Source organism: Sneathiella marina, assembly GCF_023746535.1.
Classification (GTDB): Bacteria; Pseudomonadota; Alphaproteobacteria; order Sneathiellales; family Sneathiellaceae; genus Sneathiella; species Sneathiella marina.
Window position 1 is genome coordinate 1,902,931 of sequence record NZ_CP098747.1, and the last position, 14,386, is coordinate 1,917,316.

At 47.9% G+C, this 14,386-nt stretch carries 12 protein-coding genes; 8 read left to right on the forward strand and 4 right to left on the reverse strand.

What is annotated here, in order from left to right:
• Nucleotides 1–27 precede the first annotated feature (27 nt).
• From NBZ79_RS09055 to NBZ79_RS09070, 4 genes are all read left to right on the forward strand, one after another.
• Nucleotides 28–510, forward strand: a complete 483-nt coding sequence (locus NBZ79_RS09055; RefSeq protein WP_251937706.1) for a MarR family winged helix-turn-helix transcriptional regulator — start codon at nucleotides 28–30, stop codon at nucleotides 508–510.
• 125 nt (nucleotides 511–635) lie between these two features.
• On the forward strand, nucleotides 636–1,556 hold the full coding sequence (locus tag NBZ79_RS09060; protein ID WP_251937708.1) for a DMT family transporter: 921 nt from the start codon (nucleotides 636–638) through the stop codon (nucleotides 1,554–1,556).
• 105 nt (nucleotides 1,557–1,661) lie between these two features.
• Nucleotides 1,662–2,378, forward strand: a complete 717-nt coding sequence (locus NBZ79_RS09065) for a 4'-phosphopantetheinyl transferase family protein (protein WP_251937710.1) — start codon at nucleotides 1,662–1,664, stop codon at nucleotides 2,376–2,378.
• A gap of 13 nt (nucleotides 2,379–2,391) precedes the next feature.
• Complete coding sequence (locus NBZ79_RS09070; RefSeq protein ID WP_251937712.1) at nucleotides 2,392–3,156, forward strand: hypothetical protein; 765 nt, start codon at nucleotides 2,392–2,394, stop codon at nucleotides 3,154–3,156.
• A gap of 15 nt (nucleotides 3,157–3,171) precedes the next feature.
• Here the strand turns inward: NBZ79_RS09070 and NBZ79_RS09075 are convergent, their stop codons facing one another.
• Complete coding sequence (locus NBZ79_RS09075) at nucleotides 3,172–4,854, reverse strand: APC family permease (protein WP_251937713.1); 1,683 nt, start codon at nucleotides 4,852–4,854, stop codon at nucleotides 3,172–3,174.
• On the reverse strand, nucleotides 4,787–5,605 hold the full coding sequence (locus NBZ79_RS09080) for a class II glutamine amidotransferase (protein ID WP_251937715.1): 819 nt from the start codon (nucleotides 5,603–5,605) through the stop codon (nucleotides 4,787–4,789). Before NBZ79_RS09080 ends, NBZ79_RS09075 begins: the two co-directional genes overlap by 68 nt.
• Before the next feature lie 188 nt (nucleotides 5,606–5,793).
• On the opposite strand from NBZ79_RS09080, the gene NBZ79_RS09085 reads away from it, so the two are divergent.
• Genes NBZ79_RS09085 through NBZ79_RS09095 form a run of 3 tightly spaced genes read left to right on the forward strand, consistent with a single transcriptional unit; the run spans nucleotide 5,794 to nucleotide 10,365 of the window.
• Nucleotides 5,794–7,455, forward strand: a complete 1,662-nt coding sequence (locus NBZ79_RS09085; RefSeq protein WP_251937717.1) for an NAD-dependent malic enzyme — start codon at nucleotides 5,794–5,796, stop codon at nucleotides 7,453–7,455.
• A 39-nt stretch (nucleotides 7,456–7,494) separates the two neighbouring features.
• On the forward strand, nucleotides 7,495–8,742 hold the full coding sequence (locus NBZ79_RS09090) for a hypothetical protein (protein ID WP_251937718.1): 1,248 nt from the start codon (nucleotides 7,495–7,497) through the stop codon (nucleotides 8,740–8,742).
• A gap of 45 nt (nucleotides 8,743–8,787) precedes the next feature.
• On the forward strand, nucleotides 8,788–10,365 hold the full coding sequence (locus tag NBZ79_RS09095; protein ID WP_251937720.1) for an FMN-binding glutamate synthase family protein: 1,578 nt from the start codon (nucleotides 8,788–8,790) through the stop codon (nucleotides 10,363–10,365).
• Between the two features lie 6 nt (nucleotides 10,366–10,371).
• Here the strand turns inward: NBZ79_RS09095 and NBZ79_RS09100 are convergent, their stop codons facing one another.
• Nucleotides 10,372–12,093 (reverse strand): chloride channel protein, encoded by a 1,722-nt coding sequence (locus tag NBZ79_RS09100; RefSeq protein ID WP_251937723.1) that lies wholly within the window; start codon nucleotides 12,091–12,093, stop codon nucleotides 10,372–10,374.
• A 199-nt stretch (nucleotides 12,094–12,292) separates the two neighbouring features.
• On the opposite strand from NBZ79_RS09100, the gene NBZ79_RS09105 reads away from it, so the two are divergent.
• A complete protein-coding gene (locus NBZ79_RS09105) occupies nucleotides 12,293–13,288 on the forward strand; it encodes an endonuclease/exonuclease/phosphatase family protein (protein ID WP_251937726.1) in 996 nt (331 codons plus the stop codon).
• Here the strand turns inward: NBZ79_RS09105 and NBZ79_RS09110 are convergent.
• On the reverse strand, nucleotides 13,279–14,271 hold the full coding sequence (locus tag NBZ79_RS09110) for an aldo/keto reductase (RefSeq protein WP_251937729.1): 993 nt from the start codon (nucleotides 14,269–14,271) through the stop codon (nucleotides 13,279–13,281). The two genes, NBZ79_RS09105 and NBZ79_RS09110, sit on opposite strands and share 10 nt — an antisense overlap.
• Nucleotides 14,272–14,386 lie beyond the last annotated feature (115 nt).

A 14,386-nucleotide genomic window follows, 5' to 3' on the forward strand; every position in this document is an offset into this window, starting at 1 on the left:
GATAAAGATTGATAAAGGAACAGTTTTATGGTGCCTGAAAAACAAAAGAACCCGACGGACTTACCACAGAATGCGGAAGACATGATCTGCTTCGCCATTTATACGGCAGGGCATGCCTTAAACAGGATGTATAATCCGTTGCTTAGAAAACTGGGGCTTACATACCCACAATATATAACTATGACAATGCTCTGGCAGTCAGGAGAAATCACAGTTGGCGCCCTTGCCGAGCGCCTTAAGCTTGAGACCAATACCTTGACGCCCTTATTAAAACGACTTGAAATTTCCGGTCATATCGAACGTCGGAAAAGTAATGATGACGCGCGGCAGGTCTATGTTTCGGTTACACGCAAAGGCAAAGAAATTCAAAAATATTCAAGTGATATCACTAGATGCATAATCGATGCGACCGGATATGACGTTCCGGTGCTAGAAGCGTTAGTTGCGTCAATATCCCAACTCCGTGACCAAGTAACCGAATCTGCCGAGAAATTAAGGTCGGAGGGATAAAAAACTTCAGATCAACGAGTGGGGAATTATCTGACTTTGGTTGTTTAAGTAACGGAAATCGGATGGTTTGGTTTGACTCTGAATTGTAGCTTTCCTTCTCGTATTTGTAAGTAAGGAAATAGAAAATGGACATGCCAAAGACAATGGACCGGCAGGACTGGGGTTTGTTGATTCTTCTTTCAATTCTGTGGGGAGGAACCTATTTCTTCGCTGGCGTTGCCGTCAAGGAGGTGCCGCCCCTAACCGTTGTTCTGGTGCGCGTCTTATTGGCTGCGATCCTGTTATTGCCTTTGTTTTGGTATTTTGGACATTCCCTGCCGAGGACTTTTTCCAGCTGGCTTCCCTTCGTGGGCATGGGATTGTTGAACAATGTTTTGCCATTTGGCCTTATATTTGCCGGTCAGACACAGATTACCGTTGGATTGTCTTCTATCATCAATGCCATGACACCTTTGTTTACAGTGTTGGTAATGGCGGTTTTTCTCGAAGAACGTCTGACTGTAAACCGAGTTATAGGTGTGCTTCTTGGTGTTGTGGGAGTCGCCGTGCTGAGGGGTTTTGACGGCCCCATAAGCGGCAATCAGACACTTGGCATTATTCTATGCATGGCTGGCGCGCTCAGTTATGGTTTCGCTGCACTGTGGGGCCGCCGGTTCCTTGCCGGCATACCAGCCTTGAAATCTGCGACATGCCAGTTGATAAGCTCGACGGTGATAATTGCTGTTGTTGTTGCCATTATCGATAAACCCTGGGCTCTTCCAATACCGAGTGTAGAGGTCATTTTTTCTTTGCTGGCGCTCGCGGCATTTGGCACCGCCGTTGCTTATATCGTCTTTTTCAGGATTTTGGTACGCGCCGGCGCCAGCAATGCCATGCTGGTGACCCTGCTCATACCTGTTACGGCCCTGGTGCTTGGGAATATTTTTCTGGATGAGGCCGTCCAGGCGAAGGAAATTATCGGCGCCTTCATCATTGGTGCGGGCTTGTTGTTCATTGACGGGCGCGTAATTCATTGGCTGGGCGGAAAATACCGTATTACGGATTGATGCAAAGATGCGTTCTGCTATGGCTTTTAAACATGTAGCACTAGTTTTCAGCAGTTTTTGACTAGAAAATAGAGTGTCTCCAATTTTTTCATGATAATAAGGATCATGGAATTTTCTGGTGATTTTCAAAACTTACGCGATATACATATTTGGACCTGCCCGGTGGATCCGATGGCTGCGTCGCGATATGATAATACACTGGCTGCAACAGAAAGAGCCCGCGCGGAAAGATTTGCAACGGAAGAACTTCGCGACAAATATATCGTACAACAGGGTGTGCTTAGGGACATTTTAAGCCGGTATCTGAACTGTACAGCTGCGGAAGTGGAATTTACGAGGCTGGCCTATGGCAAGCCAGGTCTGGCATCCTCTGGTCACCCGCAAGGTAATCTGGCGTTTAACCTTTCTCATACTAAAGGTCAATTGGTCGCTTCCGTGACACTTGATACCGAAATCGGAGTGGATATTGAATTTCATAATCGGCGTACTGACTGGAAAGGGATATCTGATAGTTATTTTACCACAGAGGAAAATGACTGGCTTCTCAATTTACCGGAGGAGCAGGGTTTTACTGCCTTTTATGACATCTGGACCATGAAGGAAGCGGTTATGAAGGCGGACGGACGGGGTCTCAACCTGCCGATTGAAGAGATTTCCTTCGACTTGCCATCGACAGAAATTTTTACACCTGCCATTGTCCAATCGGTGGCAGAACCACCGGAAATTTGGTGGGGGCGAACTTTGGATTTGGGTCAGAATGTTTCTGCTTCAGTGGTGTGCCAGAACAAGGACGCGGTCGTCCAGATGCGACGATATATATAGAGTTGTGCACACCATGAAAACCATTACGCGTCACCGATTGAAAACACATAGCTATGAGGGATTGTCTGAGTTTTACGAAAGTAACCTTGGGATGGCGAATTTTAGCACGGGTAACAGTCTATCCTTTGGGTACGAGGCAACCGGTTGTCATTTGCAATTCGAAAAGGCTTCCTGTGTTTCTTACGTGTCTTCGGCAACAGACTTTTACTGGAAAACCGGGATCACAGTTCGAAACCTTGATCATGCGGTCGATTTTTTAAATAAAAAGGGTATTGCAGTATCGGAACCGTTTCAGTTTATGGATATTGGGTACCTGGCTCATTTGCAAGATCCGCAAGGACATATCATCGAACTTCTGCAGCACGGGTTTGAGGGAAGGGAGCAGGAGGTTAGCGGCGGCCATCCCATCGGTGGGCAAGCAACACTGGCGCATATTACGCTCCGGGTAACAGACATTGACCGTTGTGACGCTTTTTTGTCTGAACAGCTGCAAATGCGGCTCATGTCCATTCAGCCAGTTCCCAGTCGGGGATTTACCCTGTATTTTTATTGCTGGAGCGACGAAAAACTTCCCCACATGGATCTGGAAGCTGTTGAGAACAGGGAATGGCTATGGGCTCGACCATACACATTGCTGGAGTTACAGCATTTTCATGATCCTGTTACCCTTGGTTTCAGGTTGGAACAGAATCCCGGCTTTCAAGGATTTTCTTATTCTGAAGATAGCAATTCTATTCCGGTCAAACTCAATCTGTTGGATTTAGAGTCGCTTGTCTGACGTTTTATTATACCTCTAATTGTCTTCAATTTCGGCATAGGGGTTCAAAGTTTTGTCATGAACACCTTCAAGTTCGATAACATAGTCTGCTGTTTTCTGATCCGGTAATCTGCTGCGACTGGCAAGAACGAACGCGCACAACCCGATTGCTGAACCGATGCCCAGATCCCACCCAAAGGGGATCAGTCCGGTGCCATGCCCAAAATTTCCAAAATAGGAAAGCACCGTGAGCGATATAAGATACGGGATCAGCCATAAAGCTTCTTTGACATCTAATGGCCGTTTGTCTTTCGTAATTAGCCGCATAAGCAAAAACAGCAGAAGACCAACAGCGAGCAGGGGCATAAGGACCTGAATAACGGTCCAGCCACTCCAGTAGAGTGTCAATGTGCCGGCGATAAAAGCGAGAGCTGCAAACAGGCCGACCGCAGGAATTTGAAAATACCGAGCGCGGTCCGGGAGTTGTTTTCGGAGTGCAAAAACTGCGATCGGCCCTGCGACTAGAGAGAGGATTATTGCGGCACCGTTCAGCGTTACCATATGTTTGAAATTGATCAGAAACAGCATAACGAAACCAAGAGCCCAGTTAAGCACGAGAGCATTTAGCGGCACACCCCGAGGGGACAATACTGCGAACAAGCGGGGAAATTGGTTATTTTCGGCCATGGCCATTGTCAATCGAGCATTGGAACCTGTGGCGACAAGCCCGCCGCCAAATGGGGCGATGATGGCTCCTGAATAAATTAAACTCATGATCCAGACGATGCCAAGGGCTGTTCCAAGAGCTGCAAAAGGACCATAGTCATGAACCATATGTATATTACGCCAACCGGAGTCTACGTCACTTGGATCAATTGCTCCGACAAAGGCGATTTGCGCACCGGCGTATATCACCATGCAGAACAAAATCGACAAACAGAGGGCGAGGGGGATATTTTTATGGGGAGAACGCGTTTCTCCAGCCAAGTCGATTGCATGACGAAAACCAACAAAAGCGAATATGACTCCACCTGTGGAAACGCCCGCCAAAATACCTGTCATGCCGTAAGGCGAGAATTCCTGCATGGTGAAATTGGATATTTCAAATTTTGTCGTCAGAAAAGTCAGGATAATTATTGCCGGAACAACAATTTTGATCCAGGTGAGCCCCGTATTTATTTTGCTGAAAAAATGGACGCCCCAGGCATTGATAATAACCATTAGAACCATCAAAACACCGGCTATCAGCGATCCCGGTAGTGTGAGCGTACTAGTCCCAGGTTCCTGAATAAACGGTGCCCAGGTCGAAAGGTACTGCAGCATCGCAGAAACTTCGATGGGGGCGGTTAATGTATAGCCTATCCAAGCAGTCCAGCCCATTGCAGCGCTCACAACATTGCCGTGACTGAAATACGGAACCCGCGCGAGACCACCAGAGACGGGCAACATGGCACTGACTTCTGCGAAGGTTATGGCAATCAGGAACATCACGGCACCGCCAATGCCCCAGGAGATGATTGCAGCCGGACCAGCCTGTTGTGCTGCCAGCTCAGGTGCAAATAGCCAGCCAGATCCTAGCATTCCGCTGACAGCAACGAAGGTCAGGCCAAGAAGGCCTATGGATCGCTGTAATTTCATGTGACCCTGCTCGCTATGTGCTTTCTCCAATAAAAATCTGATCGACAATACGTCCTGATTTGACGGCAATAATCGTTCCACGTGGCAATCCCTGCCAATTATCGTCACTTAGCGGGACACTGGCAAGAAGCAGGGTTTTTTGCTTTGATCCTTCTTGGGATTTCAAGTCAATACCATTGGCCTTGAAGTCTCTTCGAGCAATCCAATGGAGTGCTGGTGACTGGTTGGGTCCAAAGGTTCCTTCGCTGTCAAATCTGCGTTTATCAGCATGGGCAAATAACATATCCCCATCACTATATAGAAAATTGGCGCTGCCCAATGCGCGCATTTTCAATGCAACCACTGACAGCACTTTCAATCTTTGATCGACGGATGGCGGGGAGCTTTCCCAAATACCGGATAGTTCGTTAAGCAGGTAGCAAAATGCGTGTTCAGAATCGGTTTGCCCCATGGGCAGAAACGTTGAGGAGCGCAAAGGGAGCGCTTCTTGAAATTCATTGAGAGAGCCATTATGGGCAAATACATGTGCTCTGCCAAAGGCTTCTCGTTTGAACGGATGTGTGTTTTCGAAGACAGGCTCTCCTTTCGTGGCATATCGTACGTGAGCCAATATGCACTTGCTGGAGAGGTGCTGGTCATGAATAAACTTTACCCACGCACTGTCAAAGGCGGGCATTGCTTCCTTGATCAACAGGGTATCCAAATCCTGCTGAAAACTCATACCCCAACCGGATTTATTTAAATGACTCAAACCACCATGTTGAGAAAATTCATGCAGGGAATAATCAACGGCAACTCGGTTTAAGCTGGATACTGCAAATAATTCACACATGGGGTGTCTCACTGTCGGAAAGCTTGCATGTTTTCAACAACCATAAGCTATCCAAACTGGAAGTAAACTACTTCTGGTAAGAGCAATGCGAGCTGGAATTCTTGCGCAAATGAAACGAGGGTGGTTATAGTAAAGCACCTAATCTTTTAATAACGGAATGGGCTCGCTGTTTGTGAGTATATTTATAAATGCATTCTAATGACGACGGATCCAGAACCGGTATTGACTTGCTGTTTGAGCCGGCATTGAACAAAGGAACAGCTTTTACGGAAAAAGAACGTTTGAAACACGGGCTTATGGGGCTCCTTCCACCACATGTTGAAACCCTGGAGCAGCAAACCCTGAGGGCCTATGACGCGCTGCAGGCCAAGGATACAGACCTGGAAAAGCACATATATCTCCGGTCTCTTCAGGATACCAATGAAGTCCTGTTTTACAATCTGGTTGTCACGCATGTTCAGGAAATGATGCCCCTGATTTATACACCTGTGGTTGGTGCGGCCTGTGAGCAGTTCAGTGAAATCTATCGGCATCCAAGAGGTCTGTTTATACCTTACCCTCAACGGGATAAAATCGACCATATTCTGGACAATGCAATCAATGATGTTGTTGAAGCAATTGTTGTCACCGATGGAGAGCGCATACTGGGGCTCGGGGATCAGGGGGCAGGTGGCATGGGAATCCCCATCGGAAAATTATCCCTATACACAGCTGCTGGCGGCGTTGATCCGCGGGTGACGTTGCCGATTATTCTCGATGCTGGAACAAATAACAAGGAACGGCTCGCAGATCCGCTTTATATTGGGTGGCGGCATGAAAGGATCGCTGGAGATGATTATTTCGAATTTGTTGATCAATTTGTGCAGGCCGTGAAACGTAAATGGCCGAATGTTTTGCTGCAGTTTGAAGATTTCGCACAGCCGCACGCGGAGCCGCTGCTTGAAAAGTACCGAGATCAGCTTTGCACCTATAATGATGATATTCAGGGAACAGCCGCGGTGGCAGCTGGTACCTTACTTGCAGCATGTAAAATAATGGACAAGCCGCTGAAAGAACACATAATATCATTCCTCGGCGCGGGCTCGGCAGGCGCTGGAATTGCTGAACAGTTGATCCGAATAATGGTTGATGAAGGGTTGAGCGATGCAGATGCCCGCAAGCGGGTTTTCATGGTTGATCGTTTTGGCTTGCTACATGATGAAATGGACGGGTTGATGCCATTTCAGCAGAAATTAATGCATCACCGGGAAGACGTCGCAAGCTGGTCAAGCGCCAAGGACGGGTCCATTAGCCTTTTGGATGTCATGAAAAACGCGCATCCTAGTATTCTGATCGGAGTGTCGGGTCAAGGCGGGTTGTTTACGGAAGATATTATTCGCGAAATGGCCAAACATACGGAAAGTCCGATTATTTTCCCTCTGTCCAACCCGACATCCCGCGCTGAAGCTATACCAAAAGATCTGATCAACTGGACTGACGGCAAAGCTCTTGTTGCGACAGGCAGTCCGTTTGATGCTGTTGATTATAAAGGGGAAACTCACTTTATTGCGCAAAGCAATAACACCTATATTTTTCCTGGAATAGGCCTCGGAATTCTTGCAAGCGGGGCAACACGGGTCACTGATGGAATGTTTATGGCGTCTGCCCGAGCCCTCGGTGAATTATCACCCGCTCTTGATGATCATCATGCGCCGTTATTGCCACCGGTATCGGAAATCAGGGCTGTCAGTAAATCTGTCGCCCGAGCCGTAGCAATACAGGCGCAAAAAGAAGGTGTTGCACCATCAACATCGGTTGATGATTTGGATGAACGTATCGAGAATAAATATTGGGTGCCAGCTTATGATTAGCTCAGGTAATCTGCATAAAGTATTGAATAGGAAGATATTATGAGCATCGATGTATTAGAATATACTCCTCGCGGTGATAAGAAAAACTCGGAGTTTTTTGATGAATTCAGGGTAAAAATTTATGAGCGCCGTAAAAGTAGCGGTATCGAAGATCTTGTCGGCAACATGAAGGCGATTGTTACGCAAGTCGATCCTGGCAAAAGCATGGATACAATGTTGGAGATGTATTTAATGACACCGTATCGCTATGTCGCCAGTTATCTGGGAGCTACGCATAAATACTATCTTTTGAGCAGTCGTGAAAATTACCCGGCCATGCTTTTAATGGAACCTTTGAGCTCCGATTTTGACGAATATATATCCCGCTTGAATAAGATGTACCCGCTATCTCGGGCAACGCCTCATACCCGATATGTAGGGGAAATTTATGGCTGTAATAATCTAAAAACCACCCGTAAGGTATTGGAAGAACAGTCTGTTCGATTTGAATATTCTGACGCAATTGAAAACCCATTTTATGCATCGGACAATTTTTTATTTTCAATGCCATCTGATTTTACGGGTAATCGCATTGGGTATAGCGGCTGTGATTTCTCGGATCCAGATAGTTTGAATTTGGGAGAAAAGATTACGTTGTCTGCGGCCGAAACGGCTTTGCTGGAAGAAGCGGCCACATTTGGTGAAACGTCCGGTATCGCGCCATTATTGTTGGGCGTAGATCATATGGCGACCCGCATTCTGGCGCCGGATCGAGAAGACGCAATTTTGGAATTTTTGACACAGGTGCCGTATTATTTCTGGGGTGCTTATAATATCTTCGATATGAATTCATCGACCAATGTTAATCGATGCGGCAATGTTACAGATGATAAACTGTCGCCAGCCAAGGTATTCACGGCAAACAATACACCGTCTTTTGTCAATTCCTTTGAAAACCTGCCTATGCCGACAGAGACTTTTGTCCGAAATTATGGCCGACGTATGCATCATGTCGCTATTGAAGTTAAAGACGGCGATCACATGTCCGGCCAGAAAAATGTGGATTTTGTTGTTGATGCGCTGAAAGAACGAGGCATTCCATTCCTCGCTAATGTAGTTGGTGAATGTACTGACGAACCCAACCTCAAGCAGATATTCTCCAAACATTCAAAGAACACCATTCTAATTACGGAGTATGTGGAGCGTTGTCATGGATTTGACGGGTTTTTCACGAAAGACAATGTTGCTGCTCTGACGGCTGCTGCCGGACAGGATGAGCAATATAAACATGGTCAGGTTTTCGACTAAGACAAGATGACATCAAGCTCGTAACTTCTGAGAAAGCAGGCAAACATGGCGAAGACTATTTATTATTCAATCGCGATTACGGGGATCCTGATTGTCGTCTTGGGTCAGTTTATCTGGCCGCCTGTTAGCTGGCTTTTGATTATCTTGATTCCCTACATCCTTGTTGGTTTATACGATATGCATATCTCGGCGCATAATGTTCTGCGGAATTATCCTGTTATAGGGCATATGCGATATGCGATGGAGTTTATCAGCCCGGAAATACAGCAATATTTTATTGAGACCAACGAAAGCGGTCGCCCTTACAATCGTCAGCAACGCAATCTCGTATATTCTCGGGCCAATAAAGGGCTGGACACCCAGCCGTTCGGTACACAGTGGGATTTGCTAACTGTCGGCTACCAGCGAGCCAGCCATTCTCTGGCCCCTAAAATCGTGGATCGATCTGAATCCCGCGTGACAGTCGGCGGTCCGGAATGTAAGCAGCCCTATTCAGCCTCACGATTAAACATTTCCGGTATGAGTTTTGGTGCCCTGAGCCCCAACGCGATCCATGCCTTGAATGCGGGCGCTAAACGGGGTGATTTTGCCCATAATACGGGTGAGGGAGGGCTGAGCCCGTATCATCTGGCCGGTGGCGGCGACATTGTCTGGCAAATCGGCACGGGCTATTTTGGATGTCGGACGTCTGATGGGAATTTCGATGCGGAAAAGTTTAAGGAAAATGCCAGCCAAAACGCCGTAAAAATGATTGAAATAAAGCTATCTCAAGGGGCGAAACCTGCCCATGGTGGAGTTCTGCCGGCAGCTAAAGTTGATCAGGAAATCGCCCGAATTCGGGGTGTCCCGATGGGTGAGGATGTGATCTCACCGCCGGCCCATTCTGCTTTTTCCACGCCCGAAGGACTGCTGGAATATGTTGCTCAACTTCGGGAAATGACAGATGGAAAACCTGTTGGCTTCAAGCTCTGTATTGGTCGGCGTAGTGAGTTTATGGGCATTTGCAAGGCGATGATCAAAACCGGCATTTTACCGGACTTTATCACAGTAGATGGCGCCGAAGGCGGCACAGGTGCCGCACCATTAGAATTTTCAAACAGCCTGGGTGTTCCGATTAACGAAGGGCTGTCCTTTGTCCATAACTGCCTGGTCGGTGTAGGGTTGCGTGACAAAATCAAGGTTATTGCCAGTGGCAAGATCGTCACTGGTTTTGATATGATGGAAAAAGTCGCTTTGGGGGCAGATCTTTGCAATGTTGCCCGTCCAATGCTGTTTGCGCTTGGATGCATTCAGGCATTGCGGTGCAATACGAACACCTGCCCGACAGGTATTGCGACACAGGACATGGGAAGGGCGCAAGCGGTTGACGTAGATATCCGTCAAGTCAAAGTGGCGAATTTTCACGAGGCAACGGTTGAAAGTTTTCTCGATCTAGTTGGCGCTTGCGGTGTTGAGGACCCCGAACACCTGACCCCGCATCACATTTTTCAACGGATTGCCAACGAAACCGAACTGGCTTTTGACCAGATCTACGACTACCTGGAAGAGGGCCAACTTCTTAAAGGGGATGTCCCGGAAACCTATCGTCTGCCATGGGAGCATGCGAAAGCCGAAGCATTTTGACAGGTTCTATTGGAGTTTGGCAGCGGCTTTCATGGTACTTGCTAATTCTGTTGCAGTGACAACACCCATAATGCTGGAACCATTTTCATCATCTGGCGCCTCCGATACCAGGGCTGTGTCCGCGTCATTGTCCGCAAGGATCTGAAGCGCTTCCAGGACACTTAAATTCGGCAAGATAAATAGATAGTTCGATTTTTCGCCGACAGTTAGTTCTTCCTGCGGTTTATCTACATCAATAAAACGCCTCTCCGTAGAGGTGACTTTTCCATCCTTGGTCCAAACCACAATACCCGGTGTTTCCGGTCGGTCCGATCCCTGTTCTAGGATGGTCAGGTTTGACGTCATGACATCTTTAACGCGCCTGGCCGACAAAATGGCTGCGTTTAAGCCTTCGGGCACAGTATGGCCGCGCCTGTTGAGTTTTAAAGTATAGATGCTGGCAGGGGATAACCGACGCCTTAAAGCATAAGCCGTCGCCGTGCAGAGCATCGTTGGCAGCATCATATGATAGTCTCCCGTCATCTCGCAGAGCATTATAACGGCTGTAAAGATCGCACCGGTCGTACAGCCGATCATCGCGGCCATGCCGGCAATGGCGAAAACCGGGATACCAATTCCTAGATCAGGAATAAACATCAGGACAATATTACCAAAGGCGGCTCCTAATGTTGCACCCATAAATAAGGACGGTGAAAAGACACCGCCAGAGGCGCCCGAGCCCAAGGTTAAACAGGTTGCGATTAGTTTCAGCACAAACAGAAGGAGTAGAAACCAGGGATCGGAAAGAATACCAATCAGGACGTCCAGAATTGTCGCGTAACCAACGCCTTGTACATAAAAATGTCCCGCATAGCGCTGTAGCAAATAAATCATTACCCCGACACAAGCCATTCCTAGGAGATGGCGGGTGTAATAATTTCCCGGCATGGCATCAAATTTATCTTCCGCCCAATATATGGCCCGGATAAAGAGCGTACCGGCAAGGCCGCATATCAATCCAAACGGGACAAATAAAATCAGACCCCAAGCAGGTTCCACGCCAAATTCCGGCGCCTGCAGTGCAGGGACCTCAAAGCTGGGATTGGCGCCGAGCAGAAGGCGGCCGATATAGGTTGCGACGATAGTAGCAATGGAGACCAGAAGAATACTTTGCGCTGTAATGGCAACCAGTAGCAATTCGACGGCAAACAAGACGCCACCCAAGGGCGCATTGAAAGTGGCGGCAATACCGGCGCCGGCGCCGGCGGCCATCAATATCACACGCTGGCGTGTCGGCATTGTCACCCAGGTTCCGAGAACAGAGCCGAATGTCGCACCGATTTGAATGATGGGGCCTTCACGACCGATGGCGCCGCCGCTGCCAATGGATAACGCAGAAGCTAGCGATTTCACGACAACAACAATAGGCCTGATTTTACCATCATTATAGTGAATTGCGTCCATAACTTCCGGTACACCATGGCCTTTGGCCTCCGGTGCAAAAGTTTTAACCATCCAGGCAACACCCACTGCACCAATCATCGGTACCGCGATGATCCAGGCCCCCCATACATTGGTTGCCGTGTGAATATTTGCATCATAATGCAGATTAAATTCGCCCAGAAACAAAAGGTTATGGAAGAAACCTATCAGCAATCGAAAGATCCAGGCACCAAGCCCACCAATGACACCAACCATCGCAGAAAGAAGGCAGAGCAGGATTATTCCGCGGTTATCTGTATCTGGCATTTATGACGGCCCCAACGCAAGACAGTATGACTAATGAATGAACAGTGAGCTAAAATACACGGCATTGGGGTTAATGACAAAGTATTTTAGCCGTTGCACAAAATGGTATCGATGTTTTCGAAAAATACCAATTCTATTGTAAATGTTTGAAAACATACTACTCTTGCATGTCCTGTTTTAGCTATGGGAGATGCAAGTCATGTCTGAACGGTTACCTTCTTGGCGGGAAAGCAATGTTCCCGATCCAATCAAGTCGGAAATGAATATCCTCAGGCACGCTCTTGACCTTGAAATTCCACCTAAACGCGACGTCAGCAGAAACGTCTTGATTGGGACCTGGAATATTAAAGCTTTTTCTTCACTGACACGAAAATGGACATCAGCGGGAAATGATAGTCCGAAGCGGGATTATCGTGCCCTATGGGCAATCACTGAAATTGTTTCAAGGTTCGACGTTATTGCCATTCAGGAAATCAAAGGGGATTTGCGGGCACTGCGCACAATGATGAAAACACTTGGCGATGACTGGAATTTCCTGATTACGGATGTAACGCGTGGCAATTCGGGAAACAGTGAGCGGATGGGATATATCTTCGATACACGCCGGGTACGTCTTTCCGGCCTGGCGGGTGAACTGGTCATTCCTGAGGCCGAGGACGGGCTGATCGGCACAGGTGCTTTGCAGCGTCAATTTGCGCGAACGCCGTATGCGGTAAGTTTTCGGGCGGGCTTGGAAACGTTCATTTTGACCAGCCTGCATGTGGATTACGGATCGTCCTCTGCTGGACGCATTCCCGAATTGGAAGGCATTGCTCAGTGGCTTTTCGAATGGGCCGGTCAGGCCAACGCTTTTGGTCAGAATTTGATCGCATTGGGGGATTTTAATATCGACCGGCATGGTGACGCACTCTGGCAGGCCTTCACCAGTACGGGCTTGACTGTTCCCGACGACTTGCATGCGGTCAAAAGATCCATATTTGCTGCTGATAACGATCCAGAACTAAAGAAATATTATGATCAAATTGCCTGGTTTGAATCTGGCGGAAAACGGGCATTGAATTTGGAATTTGTCTCTGCGGGCGGGTTTGATTTTGTCCCTTTTATTTATACGGATACAAATTTCACAAAATCAACATTGCAGCACCGACTATCTGATCATTACCCCCTCTGGGCAGAATTTAATTGTCAGCAATAGCGCTCGGCGCCTCCCAACTGCGCGTCTGAATAGCGATCGCCATGGGCGAAGCCAACAGGTAATAGAGCTTCGATTTCGGCTAAATCATCCGGCGTGAGGCTAACGGCGCCGGCCGCCGCGCATTCAGACAAATGGCTGGCGGAACGGGTTCCTGGAATAGGGACATGAGTGTCATTTCGATTTAGGATCCACGCCAGTGCGAGCGTTGCAGGCGAAAGTCCTTTATCTGCCGCAAAAATCCGAAACTGATCGATAGCTTTCAGATTGTAGGAAAAATTTGGCTCCAGAAAACGGGGATTGTTTTTTCTGAAATCAATTTTGGAAAATGAGCCGGGATCCGGAGCATTCTGGCCGAACATGCCGCGCCCAACCGGCGAAAAGGGAACAAAGGTGACTCCCAAGTCCTCGCAGGCTTGAACCATACCCAACTCCGGTCCGCGGGTCCAAAGGGAATATTCACTTTGAACGGCTGCTACGGGATGGACGGCATGTGCTCTGCGTAAAGAAGAGGGCGCAATTTCAGAAAACCCGATACCCCCAATTTTCCCCTCGTTTTTGAAGGCAACGAGAGTTTCCATAACCTCTTCAATGGGAAGATTTGGGTCCCGGCGATGGATGTAGTAAAGATCCACATAGTCAACGCCCAGATTCTTCAGGGACTTCTCCAGACATTCGCGTAAATAACTAGAGCTATTGTTAAAAACCCGCTCCGTTGAGCCTGGTGCTCTTTGAATGCCGCCTTTGGTTGCGATTCTAAACTGGTTTGGATTTTTGGCAATGAATGACCCGATTACCTGTTCTGAAACACCCGCACCGTAAACGTTGGCTGTATCCAGAAAATCAACTCCAAGATCCAGGGCTTTGGCTAAAGTTTCATGGCTTTCAGTTTCGTCAGTCGGGCCGTAAGCACCGGCAAAACTCCAGCACCCCAAGCCTACAGGACTTACCAAGGGGCCATTTTTTCCGAGGGCGCGTTTATTCATTCTTATTTCCCCAATAGTTGGACCGTCCGCGACAAATGTACGGCCAGAGATCTTTCTTATTCGTTGGATAGTGTTACTATGCGGACATATTGGCGCATTATTAAATAAATAAAAA